This is a genomic window from Candidatus Accumulibacter sp. ACC007, assembly GCF_907163205.1.
Taxonomy (GTDB): Bacteria; Pseudomonadota; Gammaproteobacteria; order Burkholderiales; family Rhodocyclaceae; genus Accumulibacter; species Accumulibacter regalis.
Window position 1 is genome coordinate 40,471 of the sequence record NZ_CAJQUD010000010.1, and the last position, 16,312, is coordinate 56,782.

Sequence of the window (16,312 nt, forward strand, 5' to 3'; positions counted from 1 at the left end):
ATGAGAATCGCCGTGATCGGCGGCGGCATCAACGGGCTGTGCTCGGCCTGGCGCCTGGCTCAAGGCGGTGACCACGTCACCGTGTTTGAACGCGGGCGATTGATGGACGCGACCAGTTCAGCGTCGTCGAAGCTCCTGCACGGCGGCTTGCGCTATCTCGAAACGGGGCAGTTCCTTCTCGTGCGCGAGGCGCTACGTGAGCGCGACGCCTGGATCAACCGTGCTCCTCAGCTCACCCGACCGCTCCCCATTCTGCTGCCCATCTATCGCGGCAGCCGCCGGCCTCGCTGGATGATTGGGCTGGGAATGAAGCTCTACGACATGCTGGCAGGCAAGTCTGCGTTGCCGAAGAGCGAGTCGCTGAGCAAGGCACAGGTGATGGCCTTCATGCCGCTGCTCAAGACCGAAAGCCTCCTTGGTGGCTTTCGCTACTACGATGGCCAGATGGACGATCGCCAGCTCGGACTATGGGTTGCCGAGCAGTGTCGCCAGGCAGGCGTGGTCATCAACGAAGATGCCCCCGTAGTCGCCGCGTCACCAGAAGGCACCCTCACTCTGGCGAAGAGTCGGCCGATGAGCTTCGACTGCATTCTCAACGTCGCGGGTCCCTGGGCGGAGAAGCTCCTTTCCGACAGCGGAATCAAGGCCAGGTATGGCCTCGATGTGGTTCGCGGCAGCCATCTGATTGTCGAGCGTGCCTGCCGGCACGCCTTGTTGCTCGAAGTGCCCGGCGGCAAGCGGATCTTCTTTGTCTTGCCCTGGCAGGGGCGCAGTCTCATCGGCACCACTGAAGTCCGCCAGCCGCTGGAAGCCCCGATCGTCTGTAGCAACGAAGAAATTGATTACCTGATCGAGGCCTATAACCACTTTCACTCCCAGCCAATCGCACGTGCCGATATTGTGGAAACTTTTGCCGGAATTCGGCCACTCGTCAAATCGGCCAGCGACCCAAGCAAGGCTCGCCGCGACTACGCTTTTCAGCGCAACGGCAGGCTGCTCACTGTCTTCGGCGGCAAGTGGACCACCAGTCTGGCCCTCGCTGAGAAGCTGAAACGAAAGGTGCATTGAAGATGAACGCCACAATCCATCCTACAGCCATCGTCGACGATGGCGCACAGATCGGCGAGGACTCCCGCGTATGGCATTGGGTTCATGTCTGCGGCGGGGCTCGCATTGGCAAGGGCTGCTCGCTGGGCCAGAACGTCTTTGTCGGGAATCGCGTGACCATCGGCAACAACGTCAAGATCCAGAACAATGTCTCGGTTTACGACAACGTCACCCTGGAAGACGACGTCTTTTGCGGCCCCAGCATGGTGTTCACCAACGTCTACAACCCGCGCTCAGCGGTGAATCGCAAGGACGACTATCGCGACACAGTCGTCAAACGGGGAGCGACGATCGGTGCCAACAGCACCATCGTCTGCGGCACAACTATCGGCGAACATGCATTCATTGCCGCCGGCGCCGTCATTAACCGCGACGTCAAACCCTATGCTCTGATGGCCGGCGTCCCCGCCCGGCAGATCGGTTGGATGAGCAAGCATGGCGAGCGCCTGTCGCTGCCTGTCGAGGGTGACGGCTACGCCCTTTGCGCGGCCACCGGCAGGAAATACAGTCTGGATGCGGGCAACTTATCTAGCGAGGAGGAGTAGGTATGCAAGTAGAAGCCGTTTATAACCATGGTCGCCTGGAATTGCCGAAGCACCTTCGTCTTAAACATGCTGTGGTGAATGTCGTACTCATTCTCCCTGATGACGAGGTCCTGGCAGACCCGCCAGGCGACCCTGATCAGCCCACAGCAACTGCTGCCCGTGCGCCGGATCGTTCTACGAAAGAAGCGTCAGCCCAGGGGCGCACAGTCCGTGCAGCCATCGACGAAATACTTGGTCCGTGGAAGCATCAGATTCATGGTGGCCCACCGATGCCGGACGATAGCTTCGATCGACTGCGCTACCAGGCTCTGGAGGACAAGCACCTTGGCCGTCAATAAACATCTGGTCCTCGACGCCAGCGTGATTCTCGATCTATGGCTCAGGCCGGAACGCGCCACGGCGACCGAAGGACTTTTTAACTGCGCCGAACAGGGACGAACGTCCCTATGGGTCAGCGCCGCCAGCCTTCCCACGCTCGAGTTCGTCGCTGTTCGCCGCCTCAAGGAGCAAGGGGTCGAACCCGCGCTCGCACGCTCGTTAGTCACGCGATTGATGGCCGACCTGTTGAAACGGGTCACGATCCTGAGCAACAGCGGCTACGAACAGGCCGAGTTGTACGCCAGTTCCAGAGACTTCGAAGACGCGCAGATTGCCGCCAGCGCACGCGCTCTTTCAGCGGGGCAAGTGTGCATCGTCTCTTCTGATGTGGCTTTTGATACCCTGGGCGAATTTGCTTGCCGCCAGCCTGAACAGGCGCTGGAGTGGTTGCTAGAGGACGACTCCGCTCACCCGGAAGCCTTGAGTTTCATTGATCTTGCCGCACAACAGGTCGCGCTCCGTCCTCAGATCGAACGCAACATGGACGCCGTGCTGCGCCACGGCCAATTCATCATGGGGCCGGAAGTCAATGCGCTTGAAGAGAAGCTTGCCGAATACACGGGTGCCAAACACTGCATTACCGTGGCGAGCGGCACTGAAGCGCTGTTGATCAGTTTGATGGCGCTAGGGATTGGTGTGGGTGACGAGGTGATTACCACCCCCTTCACCTTCGTTGCTACCGCCGAAGTGATCGTGTTGCTCGGAGCAAAGCCAGTCTTTGTCGATATCGAGCCCGATACCTGTAACCTTGACGCCAACAGAATTGAAGCCGCTATTACGCCAAATACAAAGGCCATCATGCCCGTAAGTCTCTACGGGCAACCAGCAGATATGGACGAGATCACTGCCATCGCAGCCAAGTACAAGCTGCCGGTGATCGAAGATGCCGCGCAGAGTTTTGGTGCCGTGTATAAGGGAAAACGGAGCTGCAACCTCTCGACGATTGGCTGCACCAGTTTCTTCCCTAGCAAGCCGCTAGGGTGCTATGGCGATGGGGGGGCGATTTTCACGAGCGACGATCGGATCGCACAGGCGAGCAGGGAGATCCGGGTCCACGGCCAAAGCAAGCGCTATTGGCATACCCGTATCGGCGTTGGTGGTCGGATGGATACGCTGCAATGTGCAGTCGTCCTCGCCAAACTCGAGCGCTTCAATGAGGAAGTCGAGCAGCGTATCGAGATCGGTACGCGCTACCAAAGACTTCTGAGCGGTACCCCTGCAGTCCAAGGCGCGATTGTTCGTCCAGATAGAAGTTGTGTCTGGGCGCAGTTCACAATTCAGGTGCCGCACCGCGAGGCGTTTCTCGATAAGCTCACCGCGGCCGGCATTTCGACCGCTGTTCATTACCCGGTGCCATTGCACCAGCAGCCTGCCTACCACGCGTCCTGCCGGGTTGCCGGAAGTCTGGACTGCTCCGACCTAATCGCGTCAAAAGTCGTGAGCCTGCCGATGCATCCTTACCTTGACCAACGAACGCAGGAGCGAATCGTCGAGGCAGTTTTGAAAGCCGTCGCATGAAGATCCTGACCGTTGTCGGGGCTCGCCCCCAGTTCATCAAAGCCGCAGCCGTATCGCGAGTGATTCGTGACCAATACGCCGGAAGAATCGAAGAAGTGCTGGTTCACACCGGGCAGCACTACGACGCGAACATGTCGAAAATCTTCTTCGACGAACTCGACATTCCAAAACCGAAATACAACCTCGAGATCTCAGGCGGGCACCACGGGGCGATGACGGGCCGCATGTTGGAAGCTTTAGAGAATACCCTACTCAGGGAGTTGCCGGACTGGGTGTTGATTTACGGCGATACCAATTCGACCTTGGCGGGCGCACTGGCGGCAGCCAAGCTGCATATCCCGGTGGCTCACGTTGAGGCTGGGCTACGGTCCTTTAATCTGCGCATGCCAGAAGAAATAAATCGCGTTCTTGCTGATCGCGTTTCCTCACTTCTCTTCTGTCCGACCGAAACAGCAGTCAACAACCTGAAGGCTGAGGGCATGCGTCATGGAGTAAGCAACGTCGGAGACGTGATGTACGACGTGGCGCTTTACTACCGTGATCATGCTCGCAGCCATAGCCGCGCCTTGCAGTCCTTCGGGTTGTCAGAACGAGGCTTTGCCTTGGCGACATGCCATCGCGCGGAAAACACCGATGATCCGACACGACTAGGCGAGATTCTGTTGGGCTTAACGGAAGTGGCAAAACAGCTTCCAGTTGTTATACCGCTGCATCCACGCACTCGCAAGGTCGCCGAGGAATACGGCTATTCCCACTACCTCTCAGCATTGACCGTAACGGAACCTCTTGCGTTTCTGGATATGGTGGCTCTCGAACAGTCTGCGCGGATAATTCTCACCGACTCTGGCGGCGTGCAAAAGGAAGCGTTTTTCTACGGTGTTCCCTGCATTACTATGCGTGACGAGACGGAATGGGTGGAAACAGTCGAATCTGGTTGGAACTATCTGGTCGGCGCCTCGAGCGCAAGAATAGCTTCGGCGTTCTCCGATGCTGCGCTATCCGCGCCATCCGTTCCCCGTGCCACATTCTATGGGCAAGGAAAGGCAGCCAATGAAATCGTCAGCAAGCTCCAGCTTACCAACTCGAGAATCGCCTAGAACAACCATAGCCATCGTTCTCGCTGGAACTTAGAAATCATTTGTCTACTATGCCAACGCCACGGGAAAAGTCGGAGCTGCGCCATGGTAAATAAATCATGGGCCCGGCAACCAAGGTGCTAAATTGTATCTCGGAAGGTTCGTTAGCGATCCCGCCCCTCTCCGAGAGTTGGCGATTATCGCACTTTAAGACGGGTGCCCCAGAAATGACTGCTTACGCGATTGGCAACTAAGCGGGAAAGTAAAAGGAAAGACAGTTGGGTTACTGGCGAAGTGTGAGTGTTACCCTTAGCGGGACTATCGCTGCACAGGCAATTCCGTTGCTTGGGTCATTGATACTCATGCGCCAGTATTCACCCGCCGCGTTTGGGGAATTTGCGGTCTGGTTTGGGTTGGTTTCCATGGCAGCGGTGATTATTACCGGCCGCTTCGAGGTCGCGCTTGCCATCGAGCCAGACGGAGAGCCTCGTCGGAAAGCTGCTCTGGCTACATTATTGACTACTCTACTGGCCGCAGTGGTGTTTCTTTTATTAATCGCTATTTGCGCGTGGGTAGGGGGCACTTGGCTTCCCGCTGTGCCGCCGTTAATGCTTGCGTCAATAGCTCCCGCCGCGCTGTTTACTGCCACGGCGCAAACGTGGCAATCCTTGGCGGCGGCGGAGGGTCGCTACTTCGATCTTTCAGTGATGAGGATCACTCAAGCGGGTAGTGTGACCCTATTGCAGATGCTGGTTGGTATTGAGGCGCCGTCTGCCGCCTCGTTGGCCTCAGCATATGGAGCCGGTGTGCTGCTTGGGATTGCAGTAGCCGCTTGGCGTCTACCTATCTCCACGCAATGCGAAAGCTACAGAGTGCTGCTAGTCGATTTTTGGAAGCGGCAAAAGCGTTTCCCCATGCTTTCCCTGCCCGCTGACGCTATCAATGCTACAACCGCGCAACTACCGTTGCTAATCGTTGCAAGTCGATTCGGGGCTGATATTGCCGGGCTCCTGGCGCTGACCCTACGAACTTTGAATGCGCCAATCGCCCTCATGGGAAAGGCTGTGCTAGATGTCTTCAAGCGCCATGCGGCAGCTAGTTGGCGAGACCGCGCCGAATGCCGCGACGACTATTTGCAAACATTCAAGGTGCTCGCCGCTGCGTCGGCGGTGGCGGCGATCTGCCTGTTTTTTTCAAGCGAGACTATTTTTGGGTTGGCTTTTGGCGAGAAATGGCGCAAGTCTGGCGAGATGGCTGTGTGGTTGCTTCCGCTGTTCTCACTGCGATTTATTGCGAGCCCGTTGAGCTACCTTTTCTACATCGCTGGAAAACAACACCTGGACTTGGCTTGGCAGGTGATGTTGCTGTTGATGACAACTGCCGCTCTGGCGCTGGGTACTACCTATAGCGCGTCGCTTATTTCCTATAGTGCGGGTTACAGCTTGCTGTATTTGATTTATCTCCGCATGTCGTACAGTTTCAGCCTTGGAGAAAAAAATGATCGCGATTATCGACTATGACATCGGGAATATTTCCGCTGTGGAGAACATGTTGCACCGCATAGGAGCAGAGAGTGAAATCACCAAGGATCCAGAACATATTGAAAGAGCGGATAAAATAATTCTTCCTGGGAATGGTGCGTTTGACGCGTGCATGTCAAACCTGACCGCTAGCGGACTTGTTCCGTTACTACGGCGGAAGGTGTTAGAAGAAGCGACTCCCCTGTTGGGGATCTGTGTGGGTGCTCAAATGCTCGGGACGGCAAGTGAGGAGGGCAAGCACGCCGGATTGGGCTGGCTCGACATGACGGTTAGACGATTTCCAGAGATTCCGGGATTGCGAGTGCCGCACATGGGCTGGGATCAAGTCTGCCCTGTCATAGCAGGACACCCACTTCTAAATGGCATTGATCATGAATCATCCTTCTACTTCGTTCATAGCTACTTCATGAAGCCGGTCAATCAGTCGGATGTCCTGCTGACAGCGCACTACGGCTTGGAATTCGCAGCAGGTGTGACCCACGCCAACATTGCGGCCGTGCAGTTTCACCCAGAGAAAAGTCACAGATTTGGAAAGCAACTGTTAAGTCAATTCGCCAACTGGGAGGGATGATGCACAAGGCTCGCGTAATACCGTGTCTCCTGCTGGACGGGCAGGGTCTGGTAAAAACCATAAGGTTTCAACGCCCGGTCTACGTCGGTGATCCGATTAATGCAGTCCGTATATTCAGTGAAAAGGAGGTGGACGAACTCATCGTGTTGGACATCACTGCGAGCAGAGATGGGCGAGATCCAAACTATGAACTTATTGCGGAGATTGCTGGTGAATGTTTCATGCCCGTAGCCTATGGCGGAGGGCTGCACACGTTGGATCAAGTAAAACACGTAATACGATCCGGTATCGAGAAAGTCGTGATAAATACGGCGGCCATAGAATCTTACCGTCTAATCACAGAAGCCTCGCAAGTTTTTGGCAGCCAGGCGGTGATCGGTGCGGTTGATGTTAAACGTGGCATGCTCGGCTACAAAGTCGTCGGCAGGTCGGCAACGACAGATTGCAAAATTGGCCTGAATGAGCATGTCCAGAACCTTGTTACGGCAGGGGCCGGCGAGATTTTTCTCAATAGCGTAGACCGCGACGGAATGATGGAGGGGTACGACTTGAAGTTGATTGCCGGTATAACGAAGGCCGTTAGCGTTCCCGTAGTGGCTTGCGGGGGGGCAGGGACCCTTGATCACCTCGTTGAAGCTGTTCGTGAGGGTGGCGCGTCAGCGGTGGCAGCAGGCAGCTTGTTCGTATTCCACGGCAAGCATCGTGCTGTTCTGATTAACTACCCTGTACATGACATAAGACGGCACCTGGCGCTAGTTTAGAAAATGGCCGTCACGCTTTTCTTTCGGCTATTCTTGCTGGCACCTGCCTGTGCTGGCGTACGTTGCTTACGACATTCAGATTGCGGAGGCGACTGCGTATCTTGGGTTGGTGAGTTTCGGATTTACATTAACCAACCTATTAGTCGGCGTTGTATGGATTATTCTCGTTTGGGTGTTCTATTCGAATCGTCTTGATCGCCCGTCCGATTGGTTTCTGCTCTTGAGAATTTTGTTTGTATGTACATGGGGCAGCACTCTGTGGCAAGTAAGCGGCACCCTGGACGCTGTTAAAGGCTTGCTAATGATGGTGATCGTCTTTTTCCTGCTGGCGTTGTTTTTCCTGCCCGACCGCTTAAACTTGTACCGTTCAGCCGCAAGGTCGCCACCTTAGGAGTCCTGCTGGCGCGAGCCTTAGGGCCTGTCGTGGTTGTGATCCTGCGGACAACTGCTGTGTATTTTTCTTGTTCTTGGATGCGGTCTACAAGAATACTAAACGACCGGAGGCTATCTATCTGTTGGGGTCATGTATGGCTTTTTTTTACAGAGCAATCGTATAGCATAGCGTTTATCAGCTCGGGTGTCGGCTTGTGGGGTAGTTTGACTGCCCTATTTTCCCGCGGCGATTTGCGGTTTGAACAAGGAATATTGGAAGGGTGAAGATGACTATCTGTAGCAACTGCGTGATGGACACCTCGGATCCGGACATTGTTTTTGATGCGGCCGGAGTTTGTAATCACTGCCGGGATTTCGTTGAGGTCTCTGCCAAGCGTTGGTTCCCGAACGCGGAGGGTGGGCGTCGATTGCAGGAGATTGTTGGCGCTATAAAGGCTGCCGGTGTCGGTCAGGAGTACGACTGTATTCTGGGTCTGTCCGGTGGTGTCGATAGTTCCTATCTTGCGGTTAAGGCGCGTGACTGGGGGTTACGGCCGCTGGTCGTTCACGTCGACGCTGGCTGGAATAGTGAGCTTGCGGTGGCAAACATTGAAAATGTAGTCAAGTATTGCGGCTACGATCTGCACACACATGTAGTGGATTGGGAAGACATGCGCGATCTGCAACTTTCCTATTTGCGTGCCGGCGTGGCCAATCAGGATGTTCCTCAGGACCATGTGTTCTTTGCCAGTCTTTATCGATTTGCGACGAAGAACCGAATCCGGTATGTCCTAAGCGGTGGAAACTTGGCCACCGAAGGGATTTTTCCGAAATCTTGGCAGGGAAGCGCCATGGATGAGATTAATCTGAAAGCGATCCATTCAGCCTATAGCGCTAGACCACTGAAGAGCTACGATACGGTTAGTTGTTTTGATTACTACATCGGTTATCCGTTCCTAAAGAAGATGCGTGTAATACGTCCTCTTAACTATATGCCGTATAGTAAGGAGGAAGCAGTTCAGGAGTTGAAGGAAGCTATCAATTGGCGACCTTATGGCAGGAAACACGGTGAGTCATTGTTTACAAAGCTATTCCAGAATTATTATCTGCCGACCAAGTTTGGTTATGACAAGAGGAGGCCGCATCTTTCAAGCTTGATCGTTTCCGGGCAGATGTCGCGAGAGGAAGCGTTGCGCCAGCTGTCTGAACCGCTATACGAGCCGCGAGAGCTGGAGTTGGATTTGAACTATTTGTGCAAAAAGCTTCGTATTACTCGCGTTCAGTTTGAGGAGCTTATGGTCGTCCCCTCGCACCATTATACGGATTTTCCCAACTGGGGAAAGCGTCAGCGTCTACTTAAGAGTGCGCAAGACCTTGTCGCAAGAGCGACCGGGCGCCGGGTCAGCGTCTACTCATGAAGATGCTTCAGGGCGTCCTGTCGAGTTGTCGGTTTGTACTTGAAAGTTCGGGGACGCCTGTGTTCAGCAACTATGCGCAGCGCGGCTAGGTTCTTCACGCATGACGCAAATCGACTGTGACCGAGTTCGTTAGCGCAGATCCTGGCGGCGATACGGTCCCAGTCTGGGTTGTCAGAGGTACGGGATGAGGGAGCCTTGATCGTCGTGAGCGAGGCGCACCCGGAATCTGGGGCGGCATCGTGGTCGAGCGTGGGCTTGATGGTAGATGTCGCGTGAGCTACTGAGTTGGGGGGGGCAGGATGAAGAGCCCCACCTCCCTGAGCACAGCGCAAAGGGTTTTTTTAGGCGGGGACGCGGGGTGATGCTCTTGATTGGTGACGAACAAGCGGCCAATGTTATTGGTGCGGGGTCCCGCCCAAACAGTCGCCAAGATTGCTGCGGCGTCGCGCTGGGAGCGAAGATAGTGTTTCTGGCTGGGTTTGTCGCTCTTACGGTCGTCGGCAAGCAGTCTCGTGTTCTGGAGTGTGGGTAGATTTTTTTGGTTAAAGATGCGCGGAGTTTGGCGTTGAAAACTCGGGCAGGCCTGATGATTAGGATCTGAGTGCGTTGTGCGAAAGAGGAGCGTGTTGCGCCCTTGTCTTCGTGTGAGCGATCCCGGCGTAAGGGAGTTTTCAGCGCAAGGCTTTACGAGTGAGCGGTCAGCTGGAATGCTATCCGCGCCGTGATTGTGAGATCTGCGTATTTTATTTTGGAATTGATTAATGAAGATCGTCCATTTAACCTCGGTTCATGCGCGAAGCGACACGCGCATTTTTATAAAAGAGTGCTGCAGCCTGGCATCCAAAGGCTTTGACGTTACCTTGGTTGTTGCGGATGGGGTGGGTAACGAAGTCAGGCACGGCGTTGATATTGTTGATGTTGGGGCACCAAGTAGCCGCATTAACCGTATTTTAGTTATTACGCGCCGGGTTCTGGATGCCGCCGTGGCTATTGATGGTGACCTCTATCACATTCATGACCCGGAACTCCTTCCCGTTGGCTTGAGGCTAAAATCTTTCGGAAAGATGGTTGTATTCGATGCTCACGAAGATGTGCCAAAGCAACTGCTCACGAAACCCTACCTCGGTCGAGTTTCCGCGCGTGTTTTGTCTCAGTGTTTTGAGAAATTGGAGCGTTATTCCTGCTCTAGACTTGACGGCATTGTCGCCGCCACTCCGTTTATTCGGGAAAAGTTTATCCAGATCAATCCAAATACTGTTGCGATCAACAACTTCCCAATTGACGCCGAGCTTGTCACGGAGAATAAAGCGTGGGAGAGCAAGGGCGATGAGGTCTGCTATATTGGAGGGATGTCAACAATTAGGGGGGTTCGTGAGATCGTTAAATCGTTAGAGTATGTTCATCCGTCCGTGTTTCTAAATCTGGGGGGTAGGTTCCAAGAGAAAAAATTGGAGCGCGAAGTAAAAGCTTACCGGCAGTGGCCGCGGGTAATTGAGCTGGGCTACCTCGATCGAGAGGGAGTGAGAAAAGCCTTGGGGAGATCGTTGGCTGGGTTGGTAACTTTTTACCCCGTGCCAAACCATGTTGATGCTCAGCCAAATAAGATGTTCGAGTATATGGCGGCAGGTATCCCGGTTATCGCCTCGGACTTCCCGCTTTGGCGAGAAATCGTCGGGGGGAGTGACTGCGGTATCTGTGTCGATCCGCTAGATCCGCGGGCGATAGGCGCTGCGATTAGTTATGTCGTTGAAAACCCGGATCGGGCCGAGGAGATGGGTCGGAATGGGCAACGAGCGGTAAGAGATTTTTATAATTGGGCCGCAGAAGAAGTTAAGTTGTTCGCTTTTTATCAAGATATTCGCGGTGGTGATAATGGCGTATTGCGCAGGTAGGTCCGTCATTAAAATGGGAACCGGACGCGATGGCAACAATCACCGCAAGTTCTGTGTCGGCACCATCGATGGCGCTTGCCGCATTTCCGGAGGTTCGTCACGATCATTTGCGGGGCAGCGGCTGCCCGCGCAACTTGACGAATATTGCGATAGCGATCCATGGAGATAAACGGCGCATGACACGCATTTGCAACGATGAGGGGAGCGCGGAAACTACTTCAATGGTAGTATTTGTTTTGCTATTTCCCGGGTATTTCTTTTACCAGTGCGCAGTCGCTTTCGGGTGGTTTCCGGCTGTGCTTGGAGGGTATTTTGGAATAATTTCGGCGGGCCTGCTGCCCTTGTTGGTGGTTGCTTTTGCGCGCCTCGTTTTGATAAAGCCGCGGGCATTTGGGATGGTAGATGCGCTATTTGCATTTATTGTCATACTGAACTGTCTTGTTAGTGGCTTATCCTACATTGTTACGTATTGGGACTATAGGAATGAAGTGTTCTTGCAGAGTGCTTCCGGGGTGCTATTTGTTGTAACATGTTACATGCTAGCCCGTACATTGGCCATTGATAAAAGTCAGGTGAAGAAAGTGCTGTGGGTGTCATTCGTGGCTATGGTCTTGACTGTAGGGCTGTCATCGGAAGATGGGGTGTTCAACCTGCGTTCGGTCTCCGGGGACGACGCGTTGGGAACGTATCAGGGGATTTCCCGGTCTGTCGTTGCGACTGCGCTTATGGTGATCTGCCTTGCAGAAAAGCGTTTAGAGACGGTGTTGGCCTTCGTTTTGGCGGTTGTAGTGTTATTTCTCGCAGGTGCTCGGTCTGAGTTTGTCCAATATTTGGCCGCCACGCTGCTGCTGGCAGTCGTGGTTTCTTGGAGGCGTTTGGCAACATCAATGGTTATGCTTGGTGTTTTCTCCGTATCCGTTCTGGCGGTAGCGGTGCTTGGTGAAAAAGTCTTGGAGCTGGTTCCGCAGACACGAATTTTGGAACTGCTCGATCTGGGCTCTGCAACGAGCTATCTCGAGAGAGAAATACTTCTGAGTAATGCGATAGAGACGATAGTTAAGTATCCTTTTTTGGGTTCGTATGGGAGCTACTATCATACCGTTGGTAAGGGAGGCTATGCGCATAATCTCCTTTCGGCATGGGTGGACTTTGGCTTGATCGGATTTGTTTCTTATGTTGTGATTCTTTTGGTTATGGCTGGGAAGGTATTTGTCGGTCTGGTTGCGGATCGATTGACATCGAATGAATCTAGGCTGGCATTTGTGTTTTTTGTGTTCTCGACAATAGCGTTCGCTTTCAGCAAGGATTATTCGTATATGTTTTCTGGTTTTGCGGTTGGCTTCGTTTCTCGATATGAGGTATTGCGAAGAAAAGCGCTTAAGCGCTCAGGGAAATAGCCTGTGGGTGCTGTAGTCCGCAAGGTCTATGGCCTTTGGCTGAGTAACGGTGGTGTTTTGGCTCGCTTGGGTGGCGTGTTTTTCGTGTGCTGGATTGAGTCGCTATAGAGGAGGGGTTGGATGGCAGGGAGGCTGTGGCTGCGGTGTAGGAAGGCGGCGCCGAGGGGGAGATATTGGGGGGCGAGTTGGTTGAAGGAAGGTCGGCTGGCACTTGGCCTGAGTAATCGGGCGACTTGGTGCGAGCAGACCGGTCGGGAACCGGGGGCGACGGACGAAGCAACGCTCGGTTGGGCGGTTTTGGGGATGATATGCACATCCTGTTTCTGACCGACAACTTTCCGCCCGAGGTGAACGCACCGGCATCGCGCACTTTCGAGCATTGCCGCGAGTGGGTGCTGGCCGGGCACCAGGTGACGGTGATCACCTGCGCGCCCAATTTCCCAAAGGGGCGGGTGTTTGAGGGCTACCGCAATCGCTTGTGGCAACACGAGGAGATGAGCGGCATTCGAGTCATTCGGGTGTGGTCCTACATCACGGCGAATGAAGGTTTCGTGAAGCGCATTCTCGATTACCAGAGCTTCATGGTGACGGCCACCCTGGCGGCTTTGTTCGTGCGCCGGGTGGACGTGGTGCTGGGAACCTCGCCCCAGTTCTTTACGGTGTGTGCAGCGTATGTGCTGAGCGTCTTGAAGCGGATTCCGTTTGTGTTCGAGTTGCGCGATCTTTGGCCGGAGTCGATCAAGGCGGTGGGGGCGATGAAGGAATCGGCCGCGATCCGCGCCCTGGAGCGCTTGGAACTGTTCCTTTATCGCAAGGCGGCACGTATCGTTTCGGTGACACATTCGTTCAAGAGAACCTTGATGGCGCGTGGCGTGGATGGCGAGAAGATCGCGGTGGTCACCAATGGTGTGGATATGTCGCGCTTCAAGCCCATGCCCAAGGACGCGGCTTTGGTGCGGGAACTGGGTCTCGAAGGGAAGTTCGTGGCGGGTTACGTCGGCACCCACGGCCTGGCGCACCACCTGGAGACGGTGCTGGACGCAGCCGAGATGCTGCTCAACACGGCCGATGGCGAGGCTTTCCATTTCATCCTTCTGGGCGATGGCGCCCGCAAGCAGGCGCTGAAAGAGGATGCGACTCGTCGTGGTTTGCAAAATGTCACTTTCGTCGATTCGGTGCCCAAGGAGCAGGTGGTGCGCTATTGGTCGTTGCTCGATGTTGCGGTGATACACCTGCGGAAAACCGAGCTGTTCACGACGGTGATCCCGTCCAAGTTGTTCGAGTGCATGGGCATGGGCCTGCCGGTGTTGCATGGCGTCGCGGGCGAGTCTGCCGACATCGTGCGCGAGGAAGGCGTGGGCATCGTGTTCGAGCCGGAGAATGCGGCGCAACTTGTCGAGAACTTGCAGTATCTGAAGCGCGATCAGGTCGCTTATGAGGGCTACCGCAGCCGGTGTCTTGAGGCCGCCAGGAAATACGATAGATCTGCCATGGCCACGAAGATGCTGGCGGTGGTGACGCAGCTGGTGCGGTGAAGGAGCTTTGCTATTGCCACTGCAGGCAGGCAAGCAAGCGACGGGGAGCGTGGAAGGCTCACGATTCGGAGGTGCTGCGCGTCGTGCACGGCAATCAGAGGGTGGTACTGGACTGCCGCGTCGCTTCGCTCCTCGCAGTGACGGTGGCGGTGTTTCGGCGAAGTCGTCATTGCGAACGTGGTGAGGCAATCCAGAGTGGCTGGCTGTGCTCCTCAAAGGGGGCTGTTGAACTTCCCAGACCCTGTGCGCCTTCCCAGTAACTTTCTTTGCCCGCGCTCTTAGTAAATCTGAGGATTAGCCATGAAAACAATCGACATCATCGCCGGGGCGCGCCCCAACTTCATGAAGATCGCGCCGATCATCGGCGCGCTGAAAGCAGCTCAGGCAAGGGGAGGGCTACTGCGATACCGCCTGATCCACACCGGCCAGCATTACGACAAAGCCATGTCAGGCGGTTTTTTTCGAGCAGCTGGGAATCCCTGAACCGGATATCAACCTGGAAGTGGGTTCGGGCACCCAGGCGGAGCAGACCGCCGCGATCATGGTGCGTTACGAGAAAGCCTTGATCGAGCAGCGCAGTGACCTGTGCCTGGTGTCAGCGACGTCACGTCGACCATGGCCGTGATAATACGGAGCGCCCGGAGACGGTCACGGTGGGGACGAATGAATTGATTGGCACCGACCGGGCGCTGGCGCGCCTAATGGCGGGGAAATGGAAGGCATACCTGAATTGAAAATAGTGACGAAGTGGCGCTCAGCTGTAATGCGGAGCCAGTTTGCTGAATGCTTGGTTAAGCGGTGTGCGCGTCACCCACGGCAAAAGTGCGATGATATCCGATGGTGCCCCTGGCCTTCGCGTGCCGCAGAGACAAAGGAGATAGCGAGATGAGTACACGGATGAATCGCCTCTCGATGTTTGGTGGACTCGCGTTGGCCATGCTGGCTGGCCGCGTCTTGGCCGCCGACATCCTCATGGCGCCCAACGGCGATGACGGCAACGACGGACGCAGCAACAACACGCCGGTGGCGACACTCCAACGAGCGGTCGACCTAGCGGTGTCCGACCCGAAGGCGGCGAGCGAGCCGATGCGGGTGCTCGTCCAGTCGGGCATCTACCGTGGCCAGATGACGCTCATTGACGGGCGCAAGCTGATCGGCCAGCTCACCATCATCGGCACAGCCACCGATTCGAAGGATTTCCCCACTTTCGAGGGCGTCGGCGACCAGACCACTTGGCTCACGCTCAAGTCGGACACTGGCAGGCCGACGGGGTTGACGATCCAGGCATTGGGGATCCGCGACTACTACACGGCGATCTCGCTGGAGGGCAATCGCGATAACCCGGCGGCCTCCAACACGGGCACCACGATTCGCCGCAACATCTTCCGCAACATCGGCTCGATCTCGTCACGTGACGGCGGCATGTCCACCGCTGCGATCCGCTTCGTGAACTCGACGAACAATGTCGTCGAAAGCAACCTGTTCCGCACCATCCGCAACAAGAGCGACAAGGACTGTGGCAGCCTGCACGCCGTGTACGTGGCACATTTCTCGTCGGGCAATCGCATCATCGACAACACCTTTGACGACGCCTGCGGCTCGGTGGTCAAGCTGCGCGACCGCTCCAACAACAACCAGATCGAGGGCAACCGGTTCAGGGCGATCCAGCAGGCGCCCGCAATCGAAGAGTGGTTCTGCGATGCCGGCGCGGAGAACGACTGCACGAAGAAGCTGGGCGAGTGCCCATCCACTGGAAACGTGGCCCGCAACAACGATCTGTCTGGGACCCGGGGTACCAAGTACGTGTCGGTCGTCGGCGGTCGGGTTCCGCGCGAGTGGTGCGCGCCGGCCGACTTTTCTCGGGATCGGGTTCTCTCGAAGTAACTTCGACTTACGGCTTGCGAATCATGGGGGAATGGCAAGCGTCGAGCCCGCCCATCTGTAGCTCTCCCTCGATCTCCTTCAACCTCGATGTTTTCGCGAGGTGACGTTGATTGCCGTGGCTCGATTTCGTCGGCCCCATCGAGGATCTGCCGGGCATGAAGTTGCTTGATGCGGCGGCAAGCAGTCAGAGGATGGAACTGGATTGCCGCGTCGGCTGGGCCTCCTCGCAATGATGCGGTGCGCGGGCGGCTTGGGCTTCACCGGATTGTCGCGCGGATGGACGTTTGGATAAGTGGGGTGCGGCAGGCGCGGTGTGC

At 55.7% G+C, this 16,312-nt stretch carries 15 protein-coding genes and 1 pseudogene; all 16 read left to right on the forward strand.

Annotation, left to right across the window (positions count from 1 at the left end):
- The 16 genes and pseudogenes from QZ634_RS19370 to QZ634_RS19445 all read left to right on the forward strand — a co-directional run bounded on the left by QZ634_RS19370 (position 1) and on the right by QZ634_RS19445 (position 16,228).
- Positions 1–1,068 (forward strand): glycerol-3-phosphate dehydrogenase/oxidase, encoded by a 1,068-nt coding sequence (locus tag QZ634_RS19370; protein WP_291991238.1) that lies wholly within the window; start codon positions 1–3, stop codon positions 1,066–1,068.
- A 2-nt stretch (positions 1,069–1,070) separates the two neighbouring features.
- Positions 1,071–1,652, forward strand: a complete 582-nt coding sequence (locus QZ634_RS19375; RefSeq protein ID WP_291991144.1) for an acyltransferase — start codon at positions 1,071–1,073, stop codon at positions 1,650–1,652.
- Positions 1,653–1,654: 2 nt separating this feature from the next.
- Complete coding sequence (locus QZ634_RS19380) at positions 1,655–1,990, forward strand: hypothetical protein (RefSeq protein ID WP_291991145.1); 336 nt, start codon at positions 1,655–1,657, stop codon at positions 1,988–1,990.
- Entirely contained in the window at positions 1,977–3,548 is a 1,572-nt protein-coding gene (locus QZ634_RS19385) for an aminotransferase class I/II-fold pyridoxal phosphate-dependent enzyme (RefSeq protein WP_291991146.1), read from the forward strand. Before QZ634_RS19380 ends, QZ634_RS19385 begins: the two co-directional genes overlap by 14 nt.
- Complete coding sequence (gene wecB / locus QZ634_RS19390; protein WP_291991147.1) at positions 3,545–4,645, forward strand: UDP-N-acetylglucosamine 2-epimerase (non-hydrolyzing); 1,101 nt, start codon at positions 3,545–3,547, stop codon at positions 4,643–4,645. Before QZ634_RS19385 ends, wecB begins: the two co-directional genes overlap by 4 nt.
- A gap of 257 nt (positions 4,646–4,902) precedes the next feature.
- On the forward strand, positions 4,903–6,144 hold the full coding sequence (locus tag QZ634_RS19395) for an oligosaccharide flippase family protein (RefSeq protein WP_291991148.1): 1,242 nt from the start codon (positions 4,903–4,905) through the stop codon (positions 6,142–6,144).
- A complete protein-coding gene (gene hisH / locus QZ634_RS19400) occupies positions 6,122–6,736 on the forward strand; it encodes an imidazole glycerol phosphate synthase subunit HisH (protein ID WP_291991149.1) in 615 nt (204 codons plus the stop codon). Before QZ634_RS19395 ends, hisH begins: the two co-directional genes overlap by 23 nt.
- Positions 6,736–7,497, forward strand: a complete 762-nt coding sequence (locus QZ634_RS19405; RefSeq protein WP_291991150.1) for an AglZ/HisF2 family acetamidino modification protein — start codon at positions 6,736–6,738, stop codon at positions 7,495–7,497. Before hisH ends, QZ634_RS19405 begins: the two co-directional genes overlap by 1 nt.
- Before the next feature lie 49 nt (positions 7,498–7,546).
- Entirely contained in the window at positions 7,547–7,888 is a 342-nt protein-coding gene (locus tag QZ634_RS19410; RefSeq protein WP_291991151.1) for a hypothetical protein, read from the forward strand.
- Positions 7,889–8,156: 268 nt separating this feature from the next.
- Complete coding sequence (locus tag QZ634_RS19415; protein ID WP_291991239.1) at positions 8,157–9,287, forward strand: N-acetyl sugar amidotransferase; 1,131 nt, start codon at positions 8,157–8,159, stop codon at positions 9,285–9,287.
- Positions 9,288–10,048: 761 nt separating this feature from the next.
- Entirely contained in the window at positions 10,049–11,179 is a 1,131-nt protein-coding gene (locus tag QZ634_RS19420) for a glycosyltransferase family 4 protein (protein ID WP_291991153.1), read from the forward strand.
- Positions 11,180–11,208: 29 nt separating this feature from the next.
- Positions 11,209–12,576 (forward strand): O-antigen ligase family protein, encoded by a 1,368-nt coding sequence (locus QZ634_RS19425; RefSeq protein ID WP_291991154.1) that lies wholly within the window; start codon positions 11,209–11,211, stop codon positions 12,574–12,576.
- A gap of 308 nt (positions 12,577–12,884) precedes the next feature.
- Positions 12,885–14,111: a glycosyltransferase family 4 protein gene (locus QZ634_RS19430; RefSeq protein ID WP_291991155.1), complete on the forward strand. Its 1,227-nt coding sequence runs from the start codon at positions 12,885–12,887 to the stop codon at positions 14,109–14,111.
- 300 nt (positions 14,112–14,411) lie between these two features.
- A pseudogene (locus QZ634_RS19435) lies at positions 14,412–14,732 on the forward strand (UDP-N-acetylglucosamine 2-epimerase); the annotation flags it as partial.
- A gap of 276 nt (positions 14,733–15,008) precedes the next feature.
- Complete coding sequence (locus QZ634_RS19440; RefSeq protein WP_291991156.1) at positions 15,009–15,995, forward strand: hypothetical protein; 987 nt, start codon at positions 15,009–15,011, stop codon at positions 15,993–15,995.
- A 110-nt stretch (positions 15,996–16,105) separates the two neighbouring features.
- A complete protein-coding gene (locus tag QZ634_RS19445; protein WP_291991157.1) occupies positions 16,106–16,228 on the forward strand; it encodes a hypothetical protein in 123 nt (40 codons plus the stop codon).
- Positions 16,229–16,312 lie beyond the last annotated feature (84 nt).

Coding starts and splice junctions, on each gene's coding strand:
- QZ634_RS19370 (WP_291991238.1), top strand. CDS start 1: ATGAGAATCGCCGTGATCGGCGGCGGCATCAACGGGCTGTGCTCGGCC.
- QZ634_RS19375 (WP_291991144.1), top strand. CDS start 1,071: ATGAACGCCACAATCCATCCTACAGCCATCGTCGACGATGGCGCACAG.
- QZ634_RS19380 (WP_291991145.1), top strand. CDS start 1,655: ATGCAAGTAGAAGCCGTTTATAACCATGGTCGCCTGGAATTGCCGAAG.
- wecB (WP_291991147.1), top strand. CDS start 3,545: ATGAAGATCCTGACCGTTGTCGGGGCTCGCCCCCAGTTCATCAAAGCC.
- hisH (WP_291991149.1), top strand. CDS start 6,122: ATGATCGCGATTATCGACTATGACATCGGGAATATTTCCGCTGTGGAG.
- QZ634_RS19405 (WP_291991150.1), top strand. CDS start 6,736: ATGCACAAGGCTCGCGTAATACCGTGTCTCCTGCTGGACGGGCAGGGT.
- QZ634_RS19415 (WP_291991239.1), top strand. CDS start 8,157: ATGACTATCTGTAGCAACTGCGTGATGGACACCTCGGATCCGGACATT.
- QZ634_RS19420 (WP_291991153.1), top strand. CDS start 10,049: ATGAAGATCGTCCATTTAACCTCGGTTCATGCGCGAAGCGACACGCGC.
- QZ634_RS19425 (WP_291991154.1), top strand. CDS start 11,209: ATGGCAACAATCACCGCAAGTTCTGTGTCGGCACCATCGATGGCGCTT.
- QZ634_RS19430 (WP_291991155.1), top strand. CDS start 12,885: ATGCACATCCTGTTTCTGACCGACAACTTTCCGCCCGAGGTGAACGCA.
- QZ634_RS19440 (WP_291991156.1), top strand. CDS start 15,009: ATGAATCGCCTCTCGATGTTTGGTGGACTCGCGTTGGCCATGCTGGCT.